Genomic DNA, 18,852 nt, shown 5'->3' on the forward strand with positions numbered 1-18,852 from the left:
CTGGCAGAGGATGACGCATGAGCACCTTCAATGAAGGGATAAAGGGCACGCTTGAATTCAAAGCACTCGAAGTCGATGCGCTGTTGGATGACGGTTACGATGAGGTCCCCGAACTGTTACCGGGCGACAGGCTGGGCGATGACCTGCAGGTGATCGTCCCGTGGTGGCCGGAAATTGTGGTTGATAACCACATAGCGTTGGTCTGGAACGAAAAGATTCTCGAAGACGAAGAGGGCGCTTATCACTTTGTCGAGCAGTCTGAGGCGGAGGATGAGAATCATAAGTTCGAACTCACCCTGCCAGCGTCCTTTTGGCGTTCGGTGGGGGAGGGGGAAGAACGGCGGTTCAGCCTGGGCTACGCTGTTCGCCCCTACATGAGTGAGGTCTGGGAGCTTGGTCCAGAGCGGATTGTTCGCATAGACAGGCTGGCCCCTGGGGGGGAGGAGGGGGCCTTGGGGAAGATGGTGTTCCCCAAGGCATTGGAGGACAGGGGCGTCATCCTTGAGTCCGATTTCGAGCAGGGCGTGCTCTGGGTCACGATCAGTGGTTATTTGCATCAGGCGCGGGGTGACACGATCACGGTCAGTATGACCGATGGCATTGAACGAGTCAGCGCGGGGCCGTTCACCGTGGACAGCGAGAGTGGGGCTACCCCCATCGCATTGCCCCAGGCCCTGTTGCAGACATTGGTTGGCGGAATTCCTATCTCTTTTACCTACCAGGTACTGGACCGGGCAGGTAATGAGTCCGCCCTGTCCCTGGTTCATGACAGCCTGGTGCTCGAGGTCGTCCAGCCCCTGCCTGCGCCGCGAGTGGCGGATGCAGACGAGGCGGGCAATCTTGACTTCAGCCTGCTTGGAGATGCCGACGTTCTTGTTTATCTGGACCCCGACGACCGTTGGGTAGCCGGGCAGGCGGTGACGCTGGTCTGGGTGGGCATGACCGCCAATGGCAGCCGTCTGGCGCCTGTGATCAAGCACGGCCAATTGAAGGCTGATGGCGTTGAGTTTTCTTTGGAGAACGCCCATGCGGCAGCGGTTTTACAGGGGGATGCACACCTTGTCTATCGCATTGAAGAAAGTGGACTCGGCTCCGATCCACGGGTGATCTCCATTATCGGCTCCCTCGAACTTGAAGCTCCTAAGGTGGATGAGGCAGCGGAGGGTGCGCTCGATCCCGAGGATGTTCCGCCGCAGGGCGCGACGATACGGATCAAGGCCTACCCCCACATGGCCAGGGGTGATCAGCTCCAGCTGGAGTGGAATGGCATGTCCGCTGCTGGAGATCCTCATGATCTTTGCTGGACCCTCGATGTTCAACACGTGGGTGACCTTGAGCAACGGGTCGGGAAGGACGAGGTCGAGGTCCTCGTCGGGGGGCGGGTCACCTTGTTCCATACGCTGACTGCAGTGGGCGGCGCCCTCTCCGGTTCCGCGAATCGTGATCTGCGGGTAGGGCGTGTTGCTTTCCCGCGCCCCGAAGTAGAAAAGGCGTTCGGCGATGACAAAGACCAGTTGGACTTCAACCGCGACTTCGTCGGGGCCAGCCATGTGAAGGTCACGGTGCGCCAGTATGCCGGCATGGACGGGGACCAGGTCGCGATCGTGCTGGCAGTGCCGGGCATTGACTACCAGTCACCCTGGAAGGACGTCGTCGGGTCAGCGAATCTGGTGTTTGAGGTACCCGCTGGCGTGGTGATGCATGGGATCGGACATAAGGTGCCGATAAGCTACAGGATCCTGCGCGATGATCAGGAGGAAACCTCGAATGTGCTGGAGCTGAACATTCAGGAACAGCTGTTGGATATGCAGGCTCCCAGATACATGTCCTTTGGCGGCGAGGAACCGAAGTTCATCGTGCGCTATCCCGAGGTCAAGAGCACCGATCAGGTCGACATTCACTGGCAGGTTGAAGGGGGACCGTCCAGGAATGCAACGGCGGCGGTGTATCAGGACGCCAGCTACTGGCTTGTGCTTATCGAGCCGGGTTGGGTTGACGCAGATGAAGGAAAGACGGTTTACGCCAACTATTCCGTTGTTCCGAAGGTGGGTGAAAAGCGGCAGTTTTCGCCTGTTCATGTATTCAAGCCGTAGTTACGGCTCAGCCCCAGCATATCCCACATTCCATGCGCTATGGCGAGACGGAAAGCAGTGTTCTTCCGGCGCGCTAACAGAAAAATCTTACAGAAGATTTTCGACTTTCTGTCGAGACTGTTCGCCGTTTCAACTGCGCCGAGGTGCTACCACAACTAGCCGTTCGGTTGACGATGTTAAGTGGGAGATCGATATGAGAGTTTTCAGCATACCCTTGAATATTGCGGTGGGTGTGATAACCGTCATGTCAGGCACTGGCCTGGTCGAGGCCAAGGTACTCGACAATCAGAGCGAAACGGTCACGGGTCCGGTCGCGGATACATACGAGTTGAGAAACGGATCGACCCTGGAGATCACCGCCACCGGCAGCACACAGGGTATAACGGTCTCTACGGGGTCGACCGTCACTGTCAACGGTGGACAGGTAGCCGCCACTGGCGCCCAAGCCGGCATCAACCTGCGCGATGGCACCCAGGCGCTGCTCAATGGCGCAACCGTAACGGGTGGGGCGACGGCAGCCTCGTTCGGCGTTTCGGCGCGTCTAGCCTCCAGTATCCGAGCCCAGGGCAGCACGATTGCAGGTGGTAGTGGTGCCTCCCTTGTGCAAGGCAGCAGTCTTGTACTGGAAGGCAGCACGCTCACTGGGTTGGAACGCGTCGGTGCTTTCGTCGTCGGCTCCAGTCTGCAAGCCACGGGTGGCAGCCTTATCAGTGGCAAGACCTATGGTCTGGATGTACGCCAGGAGTCGGCAGCCAACGGCGGTGGCGACTCCCGGGTGATCCTGGATGGATCGACGGTCAGGGGCGACACCGAGAGTGCCATCATCGTCAGGGCCGGTAGCGGTAAGTCCACCGGCACCGCACATATTCTGGTGGCCAATGGCAGCCAGCTTATCGGTGGCAATGGCAATATCCTCGAGGTCATCGGCGGCATGACCGCCGACTTCACCGCAGACAACAGTCAACTGAGCGGCGACGTAGTGGTGGAAGCCGGCAGTACCGCGAACCTGCTGCTGCAGAACAATGCCTCGCTGCGGGGGAGCCTGGTCAATGTGCAGAGCCTGGAGCTGAACAGCGGTGGCCGCTGGATCCTGACCAAGGATGGCGAGGTTGGCGACCTCACGCTCGACAATGGCACGGTGGATTTCACCGACCGGGACACAACGACTGGCTTCAAGACCCTGACGGTAGACAACCTCAAGGGCTCGGGCATCTTCGTGATGGACATCGACCTGGCCAGTGGTACCGGCGATTTGCTGAAGGTCACCGGGGCCGCCGAGGGCAGCCACCAGTTGAGCATCGCCAGTACCGGCGCCGATCCGGTCGAAGGGCAGGCTCCGCACCGTATCGTCGAAACCGGTGGTGGTGATGCGACCTTCGGCCTGCTGCACGATATCGATTTCGGTACCTACACCTACACCCTGGAAAAAGGCGAGGGCGAGGACAACTGGTACCTGGTGCAGAAGTTCGACGACAGCGGCAGCCCCATCGTGACGCCGGGCGCCCGGGCAGTGCTGGGGATGTTCAGTGCCGCACCCACCGTCTGGTATGGCGAGCTGTCCTCGTTGCGCAGCCGCATGGGTGAATTGCGCCTGGGGCATGGCCAGGGCATCTGGATGCGCAGCTACGGCAACCGCTACAACCTTTCGGCGGGCAACGCTGTGGCCTATCAGCAGGACCAGAACGGTGTGAGTTTCGGTGCCGACGGCGCGGTACCAGGCCACGACGGGCGCTGGCTGCTCGGGGTCATGGGCGGTTACAGCGAGTCCGACCTGGACTTCAGCCTCGGTTCATCCGGCAAGGTCAAGAGCTACTACGTCGGTGCCTACAGCAGCTGGATGGCCGACAATGGGTACTACATTGATGCCGTGCTCAAGTACAACCGTTTCCGTAATCGCAACGACGTGGTGATGAGCGATGGTCGCAAGACCAAGGGTGACTATCACAATGACGGCCTCGGGGCCTCGGTGGAGGTCGGGCGGCACTTCAAGCTGGACGATGGCTGGTATGTCGAGCCGTTCACCCAGCTGTCCACGCTGTGGGTCGATGATAACGGCTACACGTTGGACAACGGCATGCGCGCCCAGAGCGATGGCGCCAACTCGGTGCTCGGCAAGGTCGGTGCGCAGGTCGGGCGCAGCCTGGCGCTGGACAACGGCAGTGTCCTGCAGCCTTACCTGAAAGTCGCGGCGGCTCACGAGTTCATCAACAGCAACAAGGTGAAGATCAACGACAACCACTTCACCAACGACCTCTCCGGCACCCGTGGCGAGGTGGCCGTGGGCCTGGTGGCGCAGGTCTCGGAAGTGCTGCAGCTGCACGGCGAGTTCCAGTACAGCAATGGCGAGCATATCGAGCAGCCGTACGGGGTCAACCTGGGGTTGCGCTACAACTTCTGATCGCCCGCCGGCATCCACTTGCTGGAGCCCGATTCTACAGGCTCAGCATTCGCTTACATTCGCGGGTAGTCGATATACCCGACCGGGCCTTTGCCATAGAACGTCTCCGAATGCGGCGCATTGAGCGGTGCATCGGCGGCCAGGCGCGCTGGCAGGTCGGGGTTGGCGATGAACGGAATGCCGAAGGCCACGGCATCGGCTTTGCCGCTGGCCAGGGCAGCATTGGCGCCGGCCTTGTCAAAGCGCTCGTTGACGATGTAGGGGCCGCCGAACGCTGCCTTGATCAGCGGACCGATGCTGTCGTCAGCTTCTTTCTCCCGCGAGCAGATGAAGGCGATGCCGCGTTTGCCCAGCTCCCGGGCCACATAGGTGAATGTTTCGGCACGGTTGGCGTCGCCCATGTCATGGGCATCGGCCCGTGGCGCCAGGTGCACGCCCACGCGGCCGGAGCCCCACACCTCGATGGCGGCATCGGTCACTTCCAGCAGTAACCGCGCGCGGTTCTCCAGCGAGCCGCCATAGCGGTCGGTGCGCTGGTTGGTGCTGCTCTGCAGGAACTGGTCGAGCAGGTAGCCGTTGGCTCCGTGGATCTCCACGCCATCGAAGCCGGCGGCCTTGGCGTTCTCGGCGCCACTGCGGTAGGCCTCGACGATGTCGGCGATCTCTTCGGTTTCCAGCGCGCGCGGGGTCGGGTAGTCACTGAGCGGGCGCACCAGGCTGACGTGGCCCTTGGGCTGGATCGCACTTGGGGCCACCGGTAGTTCACCGTTGAGGTACGACGGGTGGGAGATGCGCCCGACGTGCCACAGTTGCAGGAAGATGCGCCCACCCGCGCCATGGATGGCCTTGGTCACGTTGTGCCAGCCACGCACCTGCTGGTCGTTCCAGATCCCGGGAGTATCCGGATAGCCGACGCCCATCGGCGTGACCGAGGTCGCCTCGCTGAGGATCAGTCCGGCGCTGGCGCGTTGCACGTAGTACTCGGCCATCAGCGCATTGGGCACGCGGCCTTCGTCGGCGCGGCAACGGGTCAGTGGGGCCATGATGATGCGGTTGGGCAGCTCGAGGTCGCCCAGGGTGATCGGGTCGAACAACGTCGTCATGTGCAAAGCCTCGCTTGGATCAGGTCAGAGCTCTTGGCTCATGTGCTCGAGGAACGCCTTGATGGTCGCCTCGTTGCGTTTGAAGAAATGCCACTGGCCGATCTTCTGGCTGCTGATCAGGCCTGCGCGCTGCAGGGTGGCCAGGTGGGCGGACACGGTCGACTGCGACAGGCCGCAGCGTTGGTCGATCTGCCCGGCACACACGCCGTGCTCGGTGCTGTGGTGCTGGTCGGGGAACTGCGCGGCCGGGTCTTTCAGCCAGTTGAGGATGTCGCGTCGAACCGGATGGGCCAGGGCTTTTATTATTTCGTCGAGATCGAGGGGCATGGTTGGGCTCGTGGCGTGTAGCGGTATATCGCGATGGATCGAAATATAAATCGCTGTATCGCGATATACAAATATGAAGTGATCCTAAGGCCAGCGGCATTGGCTATATCGTCTTATGACGATATAGCTGACAGCGGTGCTAGACTGGCGCCATGAACTATCTCGCGCACCTTCATCTGGGCGGCCCCGCGCCGCAGCAACTGCTTGGCAGCCTGTATGGCGATTTCGTCAAGGGCGAGCTCGCGGGGCGCTTCCCGCCTGCGCTGGAGGCTTCGATTCGGCTGCACCGACACATCGACCGCTACACCGACAGCCACCCGCTGGTGCTGGCGGCGCTGGCGCGTTTCCCGCGCGAGCGGCGGCGGTTCGCGGGGATCGTCCTGGATGTGTTCTTCGACCACTGCCTGGCACTGCATTGGGCGGCGTATGCCGAGCAGCCGCTGGCGCGGTTCACCGATGACTTCTACAAGGTATTGCTCGCCGAGCCGGAGTTGCCGGGCCGGTTGGCGCGCATTGCGCCATTGATGGCGGCGGACGACTGGCTGGGAGCGTATGGCGATTTCGCTACCCTGGAGCAGGTGTTTGCCGGGATTGCCCGGCGCCTGTCGCGGCCTGAGGGGATTGCAGGGGTGATGGCGGAACTGGAGCGGTTGTACGAGCCGTTGTTGGCGGACTTTCGCGAGTTCTATCCGCAGTTGCAGGCATTTGCCCAGGCACAGCAATCGGCTTGAGTCCGCAATCGCGGATTCAGGCTGCCCGAGCCTGTCGCCTCGGTGCCACCTCGACATTCTCTACGCCGAACAGCGCCAGATGGACCGCCTGTTGCGCTTCGAAAGCCAGTACCGCGCGTTCCTTGCCCGCGCTGCCGATTGGCGGCAACAGGTGGATCAGCACTTGTCCGCGGTCTTGCGCGAACAGCCGCATCAAGTGGGAAACCAGGTCGTCCTCGCCAATGAACGGCGCGATCGGATCGGTCTGGCCCGCGCGCAGGTACTGGATTGCCACAGGCTGTAGCGGCGTGACCTGGTCGATCGCCCCGGCCAGCAGGCGCCCATGGAAGGTGCGCAGGCTGCGACCGTCCGTGGTGGTGCCTTCGGGGAAGATCAACAGGGGGCGTTGCTCGCCCAATTGTTCGCTGATCTGCTCGCGCAGGCGTTGTGCATCGCCGCCGCCGCGACGAATGAACAGCGTCCCGGCCTTCTCGGCCAGCCAGCCGGCCAGCGGCCAGTGGCGTACCTCGGCCTTGGACAGGAACGACAGCGGGGTGAGCATGCCCAGCAGCGGGATGTCGGTCCACGACACATGGTTGCAGACCCATAGCATCGGTTGTTGCGGCAGCTCGCCCCTGACCTGCACGTCGAAGGGCAGGGCGGCGACCAGATACCCCATGAACAGCCGTGTCCAGCGTTGGCGCTGTTCTATCGAGGCGTTCAGCCCCAGACGCTCGCCCAGGGCGATGACGCAGGCCATGGCCAGCCCCAGGGTCAGCACCAGAAACAGCCGCAGCAGGCGGGCACCGGCCCGCAGGCGCCGCATCAGACCGCCGCCTTGAAGTGACGGGCGTAGCGCGGGCAGAGGTCGTCGCGCTTGAGCAGGATGAACACGTCGGCAACCTGGAAATCCTCGTCCCAGCACGGCTCGCCGCAGATCTTCGCGCCCAGGCGCATGTAGGCCTTGAGCAGCGGGGGCATTTCGGCGATGACGTTGTTCGGCAGCGGCAGGCTGGGCAGCGGCTTCTTCGGTTCGGCACGCAGGTGCTCGGTGCACAGGTAGCGTTCACGCAGGCGCTGCATGATGGCGTGGGCCTGCACGCCGCCGTCCTGCATGGGGATGCTGGCACAGCCCATCAGGTAACTGTAGCGGCCCTCGTTGAGCACTTCGGCCAGTTCGCTCCAGAGCACGGCGATGGTGCCGCCGTTGCGGTAGGCCGGGTCGACGCAGGTGCGGCCCAGCTCGAGGATCGGCCCCTGCAGCTGCAACAGGCCGTGCAGGCTGAACTCCTCTTCGCTGTAGAAGCGGCCCAGGCTGCTGGCGGCCTGGTGGTCGAGCAGGCGGGTGGTGGCAACCAGCTGGCCGGTGGCCAGGTCGCGCACGCCGATGTGGCGGCAGTGGATGTCGTAGTCGTCCATGTCCAGCCCGTGTTCGGCGCCCTTGAGCTTGGCCTTGAATTCGGCGCTGAACACCTTGAAGCGCAGGGCCTGTGCTTCCTGCAGGGCCGCGGCGCCGACCAGGCGTTCGGCTTGCAGGCGGCGTTCAGTACTGGTGTCGCCAGAGCGAGCGATCCGGGTCATCGTGAGTCTCCATAAGCCAGCCAAAGGGTTGCGGCCGGTCGGCTTTGTTGTGCAAAGTCAGCCTAGGTACGCCCGGTGTCACCCCCGTGAATCTTTGGTGATGCTTGCGTGACACCCCTCAAAGGAGCTTGCGATGGCCTGGTTGCAACGACTCAACGACCCCTTGCGCCACCCGCTGGCGGCGACCCTGGGTGAAACCTATGCGGCGGTGCTCGAGCGCCTGGGGGCGGTGGCGCCGTTCGAGCTGGCGGTATTGGGCGGGCGTGCCATGGCCACGCCCGGTATGGCCTTCCTGCTCGGCTACCAGGCGGCACTGCGGGTGCTGTGGCCCAGCGCACCGGCCAGCTTGGGGGCGCTGTGTGCCACCGAGCGGCGCAGCGTGCGCCCGGCGGACATGCACACCCGCCTGGACGGCCTGCGCTTGACCGGCAGCAAGGACTTCGTCACCGCCGGGCTGGACGCTGAATGGCTGTTGGTGGCGGCGCGCCACGAAGGCGCGGGCGAGGCGCCGCGGTTGCAACTGGCGGTGGTCTATCCGGGCGAGCCGGGGGTCAGCCTTGAAGCCTTGCCGACCCTGCCGTTGATGCCTGAGGTCGGCCATGGCCGCCTGCAGCTCCAGGATGCCGCGTGCGAGTTGCTGGCCGGCGATGGCTGGGATGCCTACGTCAAGCCGTTCCGCTCCCTCGAAGACCTGTATGTGCTCGCCGCGCTGGTGGCTTGGCTGCATGGCGTTGCCCAGGAGTGCGCCTGGCCGCAGCCACTCCGTCTGAAACTGATCGGGCTGCTCGCCGGCTGCGCCGAGGGCAGCCGGCAATGCCCGGACAGCGTGGCCTGCCATTTGCTGCTGGGGGGCCTGTTTGCCCAGTTCCAGGGCTTGCGGGGCGAGATCGAGCAGGCGCTCGCCGCCGGGCCGGCGCACTGGACGCAGTTGTGGCAACGTGACCAGGGCGTGCTGGCGCTGGCCGGCGCCGCCCGTGACAAGCGCCTGGCCAAGGCCTGGGCTGCCGCTGGATTGTCATGAAAGCCTGAGACGCTGGATGGTCTTTGAGCCCCCACACAGGCCTCCCATGAAGTCACTGTTCCTTGCCTGTGCCCTGGCTGTAGCTTCAGCCAGGGCCGAAGACTGGCCCGCGGCGCAGTGGCCAGTCGACAACGCCGTCATCGACTGGCAAGCCGTAGACACCTACGCCTTCGCGCCATGCGATGCCGTGCGCGGTGGCATTCGCACCGATGCGTTGTTGATCATCCGCGACGGGCGCATTCTCCATGAACGCTACACCGAGCCGACCCGTGCCGACACACCCCACCTGACCTGGTCGGTGAGCAAGAGCGTGCTGGCCACGGTCATGGGCGTGGCTTACGGCGAGGGGCGATTCAGGCTTGATGACCCGGCTGCCCGCTATTACCCGGCCCTGCAGCGGCATGCCGGACTGCGCCTGGCCGACCTGCTGCACTGGGCCAGTGGCCTGGCCTGGCAGGAAGATTACGAATATGCGCCATTGAAGTCGTCGGTGGTGGCCATGCTCTACACCCGTGGCCGCACCGACATGGCCGCCTACACGGCATCCAGGCCCGCTGCCAGTGCGCCTGGCACGCAGTTCGTCTACTCAAGCGGTGACAGCAACCTGCTGGCCGCCAGCCTGCGCGGCATGCTCGCACCTGAGCGCTATGCGGACTATCCCTGGCAAGCCCTGTTCACCCCACTTGGGATCGACAGTGCGGTCTGGGAGCGTGATGGCGCGGGCACTTATGTAGGTTCCTCATACCTCTATCTCAGTGCGCGCGATCTGGCGCGCATCGGTCTGTTGATGCAGCGTGACGGGCACTGGCGCGAGCAACAGTTGCTGCCGGCCGAGTGGGTGGCGTTCAACCGCACTTTGTTCAGCGCCGCGCAGCCTGTGCCGGGTGAAGCCAACCCCGGCGGGCACTGGTGGCTCAACCAGTCATTGCCCGGCCAGCCAGTGCCGTGGCCGGATGCGCCGAGCAACACGTTCGCCGCACTCGGCCACTGGGGCCAGGCGCTCTATGTGCTGCCCACGCAAAAGCTGGTGATCGTGCGCTACGCCGATGACCGCGATGGCAGCTTCAGCCACAACGAACTGCTCAAGCGGGTGCTGGCGGCCGTCGCCGGGGAGGGGGCATGAAGCGGGTCGTGCTTCTGCTGGTACTGGCCCTGTCGGCCTGGGGCTGGCACGAGCGCCAGGCGTTGGCGGACTTCCCGGATATCCTTTCGGCCTACTCGGCGAAAGAGTACTGCTCGTGCCGGTTCGTGATGGGTTTCGCTGAGGCCTATTGCCGGGGCTATGTGCGCCAGTACCTGCCCTTGGGCCTGCTGGAAGAGGACAGCTCCCGGCGTCTGGTCACCGCCGAGGGCCTAGGTCGGCGCAACCAGGCGGCCTGGCAGGGCAACCGCGAAGGCTGCCGCTTGCTGCCTTGAAACCGTGCAGGTAAGGTTGACGGCCTTGATTCACAGGATTTCACATGTTCAAGCCGTCCCGCCTGCTGCCCGCCCTCCTGCTCGCCCTGTGCCTGCCCGCCCATGCCAACTGGCACCTGGATGGCGAGTCCTCGCGCCTGTCCTTCGTCACCGGCAAGAATGGCAATATCGCCGAGGTCAACCGTTTCCTGGTGCTGCATGGCAAGGTCGACCGCAAGGGCGCGGCCGAGGTCAGCATCGAGATGGACTCGATCAGCAGCGGCATCCCACTGCGTGACGAGCGCATGCGCGACAGCCTGTTCGCCTTCGAGCAGTTCCCCGAGGCCACGGTGCAGGCACAGATCGACCTGCGCCCGATCAACGACCTGGCCAACGGCGCGCAGCTGGAACTGCGCTTGCCGGTGAGCGTGACCCTGCACGGCCAGACCCGCAGCTACAACACCCTGCTGCTGGCCACACGCCTGGACGAGCGGCGTTTCCAGGTGGTGACGCTGGAGCCGCTGATCCTGCGCGCCTCGGCGTTCGGCCTGCTGCCGGGCCTGGAAAACCTGCGCAAGCTGGCCGGGCTCAAGTCGATCAACCCCTCGGTGCCGGTGAGCGCGGTGCTGATCTTCACCGCCCGCTGACATGCCGGGGCCGGTCTTCCCCTGGCGGGATGGCAACCAGTTCGAACTGCTGATCGACGGCCCCGAGTTCTTCCCGCGCATGCTCCTGGCGATCGTGCGTGCCGAGTTCCAGGTCGACCTGGAGCTTTACCTGGTCGAGGCCGGCGCCTGCGCCGAGGCTGTGGTCGACGCCCTGGAGCAGGCGGCTCGGCGCGGCGTGCGGGTACGCTGCCTGTTCGACGACTACGGTTCGCTGGCCTTTACCGTGTCGTTGCGCGAGCGCCTGCTGGCGGCGGGTGTCCAGCTGCGCTGGTACAACCGCCTGCGCTGGCGCCGGGGTTTGCGCAACCTCTATCGCGATCATCGCAAGCTGTTGCTGGTGGACGAACGCTGGGCGGTGGTCGGCGGTACCGGGGTCACCGACGAGTTCTGGACACCGGATGCCGACACCAGCGAGTGGCACGAGGTGATGGTGCGCATGGAGGGGCCGATCGTCACCGATTGGCAACTCTTGTTCGACCGCCAGTGGCACGCCAACCAGCGCCGCACCGCCTGGCGCCCGCCTGAGGGCTTCGGCCTGCCGCGCCTGCCCCAGGTGCCGGCGCAGGGGCAGGGCATGGGCCGGGTGGCCTATGCCGACGCCCGTCAGCACAAGGACATCCTGCATGCGCTGGTGCGCGCGCTGAACAGCGGCCAGCGGCGCATCTGGCTGGCCACGCCCTATTTCCTGCCGACCTTCAGCGTGCGGCGCTCGCTGCGCCGTGCCGCGCAGAAGGGCATCGACGTGCGCCTGCTGCTCACCGGCCCGCGCACCGACCACCCGGCGGTGCGCTATGCCGGGCACCGCTATTACCCAAGGCTGCTGCGTGCCGGGGTGCGGATATTCGAATACCAGCCATGCTTCCTGCACCTGAAGATGGTGCTGGTGGACGACTGGGTCAGCGTCGGCTCCTGCAACTTCGATCACTGGAACCTGCGCTTCAACCTCGAGGCCAACGTCGAAGCCATCGATCCGCCGCTGAGTGCTGCTGTCGCCGCCAGCTTCGAGCGCGATTTCGCCCAGAGCCTGGAGGTCGACCTGGCGCGCTGGCATGCCCGTCCACTGTGGCGTCGGGTGCAACAGCGCCTGTGGGGCTGGCTGGACCGGCTGGTGGCCAATCTGCTGGATCGCCGCGACTAGCGACGTATATCGCCGTCACGCAAAGCAGACTATCGTGCTGGAACTGTTCCCAGACAACCGATGGAGTGGATGCGATGACGGCGAAGAAGATTCTCATGCTGGTGGGTGACTATGTGGAGGACTACGAAGTGATGGTGCCGTTCCAGGCCCTGGCCATGGTCGGCCATACCGTCCATGCCGTGTGCCCGGAGAAGATCGCCGGGCAGACGGTGCGCACGGCAATTCACGATTTCGAAGGCGAGCAGACCTACAGCGAGAAGCCCGGGCACAACTTCGCGTTGAACTACGACTTCGTTCAGGTGCGGGCCGAGAGCTATGACGCGTTGCTGATCCCCGGTGGGCGTGCGCCGGAATACCTGCGCCTGAACGACAAGGTGCTGGAGCTGGTCAAGGCGTTCGACCTGGCCGGCAAGCCGATCGCGGCGGTGTGCCATGGGGCGCAGTTGCTGGCGGCGGCAGGTGTGCTCGAAGGGCGTGAGTGCAGCGCTTATCCCGCCTGTGCGCCCGAGGTACGGCTGGCGGGCGGACGGTTCATCGATATCGCGGTGGACCAGGCCCATGTGGACGGCAACCTGGTGACGGCGCCGGCCTGGCCTGCGCATCCGGCGTGGCTTGCGGCGTTTCTCAAGGTGCTTGGGACGCGCATTCAGTAAGGTCGTGAGCAGTCTGTCGGTAGCGGTCCTGGAGAAGCACCTGTCGCACAGGGACAACGGCAGGTTGCGATGCCGATGGTAGGGTTTCCCCTCAGGCCGGCTTGCCCGAGCGCGTTATCCACCGCGACCAGACGACTGCTTCCCCATGGAAATACGCTTGCTGCATGGCGCGGCGATTGCGCCTTATATCGATGAGCTTGCGCGCTTGCGCCTGACGGTGTTTCGCGAGTATCCCTACCTCTATGAAGGTTCGCTGGAGCATGAGACGAATCACTTGGCCACCTACGCCGATTCTGGTCGCAGCCTGATGGTGGTGGCATTGGACGGTGGCCAATTAGTAGGTGCCTCCACCGGCCTGCCGCTGACAGACGAGACGCCTCTCTTCCAGCAACCGTTCCTTGCCCAGGGACGTGATCCGACGTCGGTGTACTACTTTGGTGGCTCGGTGTTGCTACCTGCTTATCGCAGTCAGGGCCTGGGCGTGCGCTTTTTCATCGAGCGCGAATCGTATGCACACAAGTTGGCCGAGTTTGATTACTGCGCGTTCTGCGTTGTCGAGCGCCCAGGCATACACCCGCTGCGGCCTGCCAATTACAAACCATTGCACGGTTTCTGGCGTAACCGCGGCTTCCTGCAGGACCCTTCATTGCGTACCCGTCATGCCTGGCGCGATCGGGACGAGCAGGAAAGCAGCGACAAGATCATGTCGTTCTGGCTCAAGGCGCTACCGATATGATCTGCCTGACGGTGTGTCTACAGGTAGGGGCCTCATGATGGGAAGTACATTCGTCCAGTTGCCGGCTCCAGGGTACTGTCGAAGTCGTACGGACCTTTGGCACCTAGCAATCGACGGTATCTAGAGATCTTCTGCATGGGCACGGTCGACCAGAGATTGCCGACGTCCAGCCTGTCCATACGGCTTACACCTGGGACGTAAGTGATCTTGTCGGTGCCATAAACCGGGCGTTGCAGCACATCGGCGATTCGTTGCGCCGCGCCGCTTTTCCCGCCCCAGCAGGCCAGCAGGACGATGGGCTCGCCAGCTGGCGTATGGGCCAGGCGCGGGGCTATTTCGCGCAGCGCGATGCGTGCTGCGTCTTCGTATTGGCCGGCCGCATTCATCAAGACACCGTTCTTGCCCCCATGTGTTTCAAAAGCTTTTATCCCTCTGCCCCATGCATCGTCGTACCAGACGACCTCTGCTTGGTTGGTTCTGGGGCTTCTGAACATGACGTCAATTGAATGCTGAGGGTTCTTGGGGGCGTGAGCTGCGGGCTTTCTCAGTGCATTGCTGCGCTTGAGGGTGCTGACGCATTTTCCAGCCATCCGCGCCAAGCCCCCCGTTGCAAGACTGGATACCCCTGTGCCTAACGATATCCAGCCGAGCACGTTGGCGGCTTGCTCATTCTTGCCTTGCGCTTGCATGGCCATCGCTGCCGCTCCCGTGCCCAAGGACACGATGTTGAGCGTCGCCGTCGCCACGGCCAGTGCACCGCTGGCACTGAGGATACCGCCCGCGGCAAGCGCGGCGCCGGCGGCGCCAAAGCTGGCGACCGTAGCCAGTGCTCCGACTGCCAGACCAATGCCGGCCATGACCCAGGTCTGCCAGCTGTGCCCATCTGGGTCGATGCGGTTGACCGGGTCGCCGCCACAGTAGGTGTAGGCATTGATACCGCCATGACCGAACGGGCTTTCGCTGTCGGGCGCGAGGAAACACATCAGCAAGGGGTCGTAGGGCCGATAGCCTGCGGCGATGTACCAGCCGGTCAGTGGTTCACGGCGTTCTCCTGCATACCCGAACGGCTGTTGCTGGTCGTTGCCCTGTTCGCTGCCATGTGGGGTGTATTGCAGCATGCGCGCCTGGGCGCCGGCTTTGATGCGTATCGAGCCTTGGCCGTCGCAGCCTAGCAAAGTTGTCTGGCGTACACCTTCGGTGATCGCGCTCACCGCGAACAGAGTGCTGCCGTCGCCCATCACCTCAAGTGTGGTGTTTCCCTGGTGCTCATGGGTCAGTTGCTTGCCGCTGAAGAAGCTGCGGTTGAGCGTGCCATCGATAATTCGGTCGCGTAGTTGGCCATTCGGGGTGTAGCGGTACTCGCATGTCCTGCCCTCATATTCGACGCGTTGCAGACGTTCGTGGGCGTCCCACGTGAGCTTGCGCCCCAGGCTGTCGGCGATGACGCGTCCGTGGGCGTCGTAGGTCAGCTCAATCCGCGCTGGCCAGCTGGAGTGGCTATGATCGATCGCCACGATCTGGCAGGGGTCATCGGCTGCGTAGTGGAAGTGGGCGACATCTTCGCTGCCGTCGTTGAAACGGCTGGTGACTTGTCGATAGCCGTCGCGCTCATTGAAGACAAAGCGTTGTTCGACGATGGCGTTGCCGAACGGATCCCGTGGTGCGGCATTGGTGTTCGCGGTAAAGCGCACCAAGCGGCCTCGCGAATCGTAGGCGAAGCGTTCGTCAGCCTCTTGCTGGCCGTCATTGCCAGTACGTCGGATGAGCTGATCGAGTGTGTTGTAGCCGAGGGTTTGGGTGAAGGTCCGAGTTGCACCGTTTTCGGTCAGGGTGAAGGTGCTGCTGGCTTCTCGCCCCATGGCATCGTAGGTCAGTTGCCTGACCAGAACGCGGGCGTCTTGATCTTGAGTGGTGACTTGGTTCACACGTGAAAGGGCGTCATAGGTGATGCGCGTACTGACCTTGCCTGCGATGATTTGCGCGAGCCTGCCGAATGCATCGTAATGGCGTTGTTGTTTGGTGCCGTTGGCGTCCACGAAACCCAGTGGCCTGCCGCCCAACGATGTATGCCAAAGGGTACTGTACTCGGCGCCCTCGATGACCCAGGACTCCTGCTGCGGCAAGCCGGCGGGTGAGAAGCTCCACTTCAGCGTCCCCAGGGCACCACTGGCCTCGGTGGGGTGACCCAGGCGAGGGTGATAATGCAGTTGTTCGCTGTGGCCGCCCTCGGCAGTGGAAGACAGCAGCACGTCATGCAGTTGTGGTTCGTAGGCGAAGTCCACGCGCCTTCCATCGGCAAGCGTATTGGCGTGGGGAGGCAACTGGCCCGGGCGGTAGTGGTAGTGGGTGGTGCGCCCGGCCACTTCGACCGAGCGCTGGCGGCCCAGGCCGTCGAAAGTCTGCCGCCCCAAGGTGATGGCGTTCATGGTTGTTCCTCGTGCGCAGGAGCAGTGGTGGTAATCATTTCGGGATGCTGTCCATCGCTGTGGGGCGCGAATTGCCACGCGAGGGTAGTGCCATCTTCCAAGACTTTTTCGATGACCCGCGAATAGTGGTCATATCGGTAGCGGGTAACGGTAGTGGACATGTTCGGTACGCTGAGCCGCTCTTCGACTACCCTGTCCAGGCCATCGCGCACCCACTTCAATGTGCGGGCCAGATTGTTTTCGCAATCGTAGCGCTGCTCTTCGATGGGGCTGCCCGCGAGGTTTTTCAGGGTCACATTCCGAGGGCTGGAGAGTCCGCCCGCAGCTTGCCATTGCTCGCAGCGACGAGTGATTGGGTCCTGGACCGTATGTGTGGATATGCGTTGGGCGTCGATGGTAAGGGTGGCTTGGCCCCAGTCGTCGAAGACGGTGGTGGTGGTCAGGGACAGCGGAACAGGCGAATCCTTGGACAACCAGTCCTGGGTCGTCCGGCGTATCTGCCGGCCCAGGGCATCGAATTCACAGCGCATGATTTCAAGGAAGCGACCGGGTTCGTTGTCCAGGTCTTCCAATTCGATACGCCGCGTACGTCCGTCGCCGTCGAGCCACAGACGCTGGCGTCGGCCGGTGACCTCCACCTGTTCGACCATCATCGCTGGCAGGACGCTTGTGCCGTGCAGGTTCACGGCTAGTGCGTCTCCCAGGTGGTAACGCACCAGACGCTGTGTCTGGTACGGGCTACCGGTTGCGTTGAGTGTTCGGACGATACGGCCAATCGGGTCATACTCGTAGCGGGTGAGCGCCCCGCTCTCGCTACGTTCCCAAATGGTCTGGCCTGTGAGCAGGGACTGCGCGGTGTTGTGGGTTGAGCGGTTCACGTCGTCATTTTCGAAGCCGATGATCGTGCTCCGTAAAACCAACGCTCCGTTTGCGTGCCCATAGTGGTATTCGGTAGCGGTAGACCTGCCGTTGAGCGTCGTGACGCTTCGCTGGATGCGCCCGTAGCAGATGTGGGGCTGATGGAAATAGATGTGGCGGGTCTCCTCCAGCAAGCGGCTGTCCAGCTCGTCCAGCAACTGCTCACGCTCGACCACGATATGCGCTGGGGCATCCACGATCAGTGAAGGGAGTGGCGCATAGGTGTACGTGCTGCTCAACATTGGAGCTGAGCCGTCAGCCTTGGCTGGCCGGGTAGTTTTCTTGCGCAGGAAGCGCACCATCCCCAAGGGATCTGCTGGGCAACCTTCTCCCCCTTCGGCGGGATAGTAGCAATTGATCTCACTGATGCCGGTTGGGTAGTCGACCTGGGTGATGTTGCCGTAGTTGTCGTATTGATAAACCGTCGTTTCGGTGCGACTGGCCCCTGGGCGGGCATGGTCTGTGTAAGTGGTCGAGACCTGATGGGGGAGCTGGCAGGTACTGGATTGCTCCTCCCAGGTTCTGCCAGGGTCGATACCGTAGCGGGTATGCGTGCTGATCTCGCAATTGCCTCGACGCGAGCTTTCCAGGAGGGGCAGATGAAAGCGGTTCCAGGTGCGGGTGATGGTATCCAGGATCGTGCCCTGTGCATCGCTGACCGTTTCGACCACTTCGTACTGGTAGTCGCTTTCGACCTGATAGAGGTTGTCTCGTCCATGTTCCCAGGAAAACGCCTGGGCGCTGCCGAAGCCAAGGAAATTGGCCGTGCCGATCCATCGGTAGTGGTGCATCCTTTCGGTGTCGGGGGGGCCGGCGCTGTGGATCCATGACTCGACCCGCGGCAGATGGGAAAACGGTGCGTTGGCCGGCAGCTGATGGCCGTCGGCCCCGGTCGCCCACTTGACGATGTCGTGGGCGCCCAGCGGGCTGTGCAGGGTGGTGGGCAGCAGCAGGTGGGCTCCATTGTCCAGGGCCAGGGTGTCGTACTCGATGCCGAAAGGGCGCTGGATGCCGGGAACGTGGATTTCGCTGAGTCGGTCATTGCTCAACACCAGACGCAACATAAGCGCTTGCGTGGTATCCGGGTTGAAGATGAGATGAACTTCTTCCTCCAGCTGATCCACGCTCAGCAGCGCGCGCTGTTCATCGCTGATCCGCTGCAGAATGAATTGGCCGTCATTGCCGTAGGGCGCCCAGTTGATGAACAGGCGATGGCCCTCCGGGGAGTGTATTTCCTCGACCAGATAGCGGCCACTGTCTTCCTGCTCCCGCAGGATTTCGCGTTCTCCGGACTTCTTGTCTACCCGGAAATCACCGTTGTGTTGTGGGGTGACTCGCAGCGCCGGGAGTTTTTGATCGCTGAAGGTCAGCGGCGTATCGGCTGCGAACGTGGAAGCATCTTGATCAATGGCGTACTGCTCGCCGGAGGCGAGCCTCAGGGTGTTCCCGTCGAGCTCGGACAGCCCGAGGGTCCAGCCTAGTCCGTAGCCTTTGTTGACACTTGAGCCCAGCACGCTGAAGACCAGGGTGATCGAGAGCGCCGGCCCTCTCAGCTGGTTGGCGGGTGGTAGGGGCAGGGCGACGGCGAGGGTGAACTGGCCGGTACGGTTGTCCACGCCGGTTTTCATGAAGTCCAGAAAATTGCTGGCTTGGGTATGTATCGTAGACATTGGGTGTTTCCTGTC

General features: G+C 63.2%; 16 protein-coding genes. 10 read left to right on the top strand and 6 right to left on the bottom strand.

The annotated features are described in order from the left end of the window. Nucleotides 1–17: 17 nt before the first annotated feature. Complete coding sequence (locus ACVWY1_RS06435) at nt 18–2,093, top strand: hypothetical protein (protein WP_457377985.1); 2,076 nt, start codon at nt 18–20, stop codon at nt 2,091–2,093. 244 nt (nt 2,094–2,337) lie between these two features. Then, nucleotides 2,338–4,491 (top strand): autotransporter outer membrane beta-barrel domain-containing protein, encoded by a 2,154-nt coding sequence (locus ACVWY1_RS06440; protein ID WP_277503013.1) that lies wholly within the window; start codon nt 2,338–2,340, stop codon nt 4,489–4,491. Between the two features lie 53 nt (nt 4,492–4,544). Here the strand turns inward: ACVWY1_RS06440 and ACVWY1_RS06445 are convergent, their stop codons facing one another. Together ACVWY1_RS06445 and ACVWY1_RS06450 are read right to left on the bottom strand one after the other, a co-directional pair. After that, the gene (locus ACVWY1_RS06445) at nt 4,545–5,594 is read right to left on the bottom strand and encodes an alkene reductase (protein ID WP_277503014.1); all 1,050 of its coding nucleotides are present in this window, start codon (nt 5,592–5,594) and stop codon (nt 4,545–4,547) included. A gap of 24 nt (nt 5,595–5,618) precedes the next feature. Continuing rightward, nucleotides 5,619–5,921: an ArsR/SmtB family transcription factor gene (locus ACVWY1_RS06450; RefSeq protein ID WP_110697584.1), complete on the bottom strand. Its 303-nt coding sequence runs from the start codon at nt 5,919–5,921 to the stop codon at nt 5,619–5,621. A gap of 152 nt (nt 5,922–6,073) precedes the next feature. On the opposite strand from ACVWY1_RS06450, the gene ACVWY1_RS06455 reads away from it, so the two are divergent. Beyond that, nucleotides 6,074–6,652 (top strand): acyl carrier protein phosphodiesterase, encoded by a 579-nt coding sequence (locus tag ACVWY1_RS06455; protein ID WP_457377986.1) that lies wholly within the window; start codon nt 6,074–6,076, stop codon nt 6,650–6,652. 16 nt (nt 6,653–6,668) lie between these two features. Here the strand turns inward: ACVWY1_RS06455 and ACVWY1_RS06460 are convergent, their stop codons facing one another. After that, entirely contained in the window at nt 6,669–7,457 is a 789-nt protein-coding gene (locus ACVWY1_RS06460; protein WP_277503016.1) for a lysophospholipid acyltransferase family protein, read from the bottom strand. Beyond that, nucleotides 7,457–8,212 (bottom strand): L-ornithine N(alpha)-acyltransferase, encoded by a 756-nt coding sequence (gene olsB, locus ACVWY1_RS06465; RefSeq protein WP_102682799.1) that lies wholly within the window; start codon nt 8,210–8,212, stop codon nt 7,457–7,459. Before olsB ends, ACVWY1_RS06460 begins: the two co-directional genes overlap by 1 nt. 133 nt (nt 8,213–8,345) lie before the next feature. Here olsB and ACVWY1_RS06470 point away from each other — a divergent pair, with 133 nt between their 5' ends. The 7 genes from ACVWY1_RS06470 (at nt 8,346) to ACVWY1_RS06500 (ending at nt 13,823) form a co-directional block, all read left to right on the top strand. Continuing rightward, nucleotides 8,346–9,233 carry an acyl-CoA dehydrogenase gene (locus ACVWY1_RS06470; RefSeq protein WP_457377987.1) on the top strand — a complete coding sequence of 296 codons (888 nt, stop codon included), beginning with the start codon at nt 8,346–8,348 and terminating at the stop codon, nt 9,231–9,233. A 46-nt stretch (nt 9,234–9,279) separates the two neighbouring features. Beyond that, the gene (locus tag ACVWY1_RS06475; protein ID WP_277503019.1) at nt 9,280–10,356 is read left to right on the top strand and encodes a serine hydrolase domain-containing protein; all 1,077 of its coding nucleotides are present in this window, start codon (nt 9,280–9,282) and stop codon (nt 10,354–10,356) included. Then, complete coding sequence (locus tag ACVWY1_RS06480) at nt 10,353–10,649, top strand: amidase (RefSeq protein ID WP_139669396.1); 297 nt, start codon at nt 10,353–10,355, stop codon at nt 10,647–10,649. Before ACVWY1_RS06475 ends, ACVWY1_RS06480 begins: the two co-directional genes overlap by 4 nt. Before the next feature lie 44 nt (nt 10,650–10,693). After that, nucleotides 10,694–11,275, top strand: coding sequence for a YceI family protein (locus ACVWY1_RS06485; protein WP_102682795.1), 582 nt, complete (start codon nt 10,694–10,696; stop codon nt 11,273–11,275). Between the two features lies 1 nt (nt 11,276). Further along, nucleotides 11,277–12,434, top strand: coding sequence for a phospholipase D-like domain-containing protein (locus tag ACVWY1_RS06490; RefSeq protein WP_198755682.1), 1,158 nt, complete (start codon nt 11,277–11,279; stop codon nt 12,432–12,434). 74 nt (nt 12,435–12,508) lie between these two features. Continuing rightward, on the top strand, nt 12,509–13,087 hold the full coding sequence (locus tag ACVWY1_RS06495; RefSeq protein ID WP_139669400.1) for a DJ-1/PfpI family protein: 579 nt from the start codon (nt 12,509–12,511) through the stop codon (nt 13,085–13,087). 145 nt (nt 13,088–13,232) lie between these two features. Then, nucleotides 13,233–13,823, top strand: coding sequence for a GNAT family acetyltransferase (locus ACVWY1_RS06500; RefSeq protein WP_277503020.1), 591 nt, complete (start codon nt 13,233–13,235; stop codon nt 13,821–13,823). Nucleotides 13,824–13,855: 32 nt separating this feature from the next. Here the strand turns inward: ACVWY1_RS06500 and ACVWY1_RS06505 are convergent, their stop codons facing one another. Then, entirely contained in the window at nt 13,856–16,249 is a 2,394-nt protein-coding gene (locus ACVWY1_RS06505) for an RHS repeat-associated core domain-containing protein (RefSeq protein ID WP_457377988.1), read from the bottom strand. Further along, nucleotides 16,246–18,837, bottom strand: a complete 2,592-nt coding sequence (locus tag ACVWY1_RS06510; RefSeq protein ID WP_457377989.1) for a hypothetical protein — start codon at nt 18,835–18,837, stop codon at nt 16,246–16,248. The genes ACVWY1_RS06505 and ACVWY1_RS06510 overlap by 4 nt, the downstream gene beginning before the upstream one ends. Nucleotides 18,838–18,852: the final 15 nt, after the last annotated feature.

The sequence above is a fragment of the Pseudomonas sp. TE6288 genome (genome assembly GCF_054062095.1).

What these genes read in the sequence shown, in the direction of transcription:
- ACVWY1_RS06440 (WP_277503013.1), top strand. Translation starts at nt 2,338, where the DNA reads ATGTCAGGCACTGGCCTGGTCGAGGCCAAGGTACTCGACAATCAGAGC.
- ACVWY1_RS06445 (WP_277503014.1), bottom strand. Translation starts at nt 5,594, where the DNA reads ATGACGACGTTGTTCGACCCGATCACCCTGGGCGACCTCGAGCTGCCC.
- ACVWY1_RS06455 (WP_457377986.1), top strand. Translation starts at nt 6,074, where the DNA reads ATGAACTATCTCGCGCACCTTCATCTGGGCGGCCCCGCGCCGCAGCAA.
- ACVWY1_RS06505 (WP_457377988.1), bottom strand. Translation starts at nt 16,249, where the DNA reads ATGAACGCCATCACCTTGGGGCGGCAGACTTTCGACGGCCTGGGCCGC.
- ACVWY1_RS06470 (WP_457377987.1), top strand. Translation starts at nt 8,346, where the DNA reads ATGGCCTGGTTGCAACGACTCAACGACCCCTTGCGCCACCCGCTGGCG.
- ACVWY1_RS06485 (WP_102682795.1), top strand. Translation starts at nt 10,694, where the DNA reads ATGTTCAAGCCGTCCCGCCTGCTGCCCGCCCTCCTGCTCGCCCTGTGC.
- ACVWY1_RS06475 (WP_277503019.1), top strand. Translation starts at nt 9,280, where the DNA reads ATGAAGTCACTGTTCCTTGCCTGTGCCCTGGCTGTAGCTTCAGCCAGG.
- ACVWY1_RS06490 (WP_198755682.1), top strand. Translation starts at nt 11,277, where the DNA reads ATGCCGGGGCCGGTCTTCCCCTGGCGGGATGGCAACCAGTTCGAACTG.
- olsB (WP_102682799.1), bottom strand. Translation starts at nt 8,212, where the DNA reads ATGACCCGGATCGCTCGCTCTGGCGACACCAGTACTGAACGCCGCCTG.
- ACVWY1_RS06500 (WP_277503020.1), top strand. Translation starts at nt 13,233, where the DNA reads ATGGAAATACGCTTGCTGCATGGCGCGGCGATTGCGCCTTATATCGAT.
- ACVWY1_RS06510 (WP_457377989.1), bottom strand. Translation starts at nt 18,837, where the DNA reads ATGTCTACGATACATACCCAAGCCAGCAATTTTCTGGACTTCATGAAA.
- ACVWY1_RS06460 (WP_277503016.1), bottom strand. Translation starts at nt 7,457, where the DNA reads ATGCGGCGCCTGCGGGCCGGTGCCCGCCTGCTGCGGCTGTTTCTGGTG.
- ACVWY1_RS06480 (WP_139669396.1), top strand. Translation starts at nt 10,353, where the DNA reads ATGAAGCGGGTCGTGCTTCTGCTGGTACTGGCCCTGTCGGCCTGGGGC.
- ACVWY1_RS06495 (WP_139669400.1), top strand. Translation starts at nt 12,509, where the DNA reads ATGACGGCGAAGAAGATTCTCATGCTGGTGGGTGACTATGTGGAGGAC.
- ACVWY1_RS06450 (WP_110697584.1), bottom strand. Translation starts at nt 5,921, where the DNA reads ATGCCCCTCGATCTCGACGAAATAATAAAAGCCCTGGCCCATCCGGTT.
- ACVWY1_RS06435 (WP_457377985.1), top strand. Translation starts at nt 18, where the DNA reads ATGAGCACCTTCAATGAAGGGATAAAGGGCACGCTTGAATTCAAAGCA.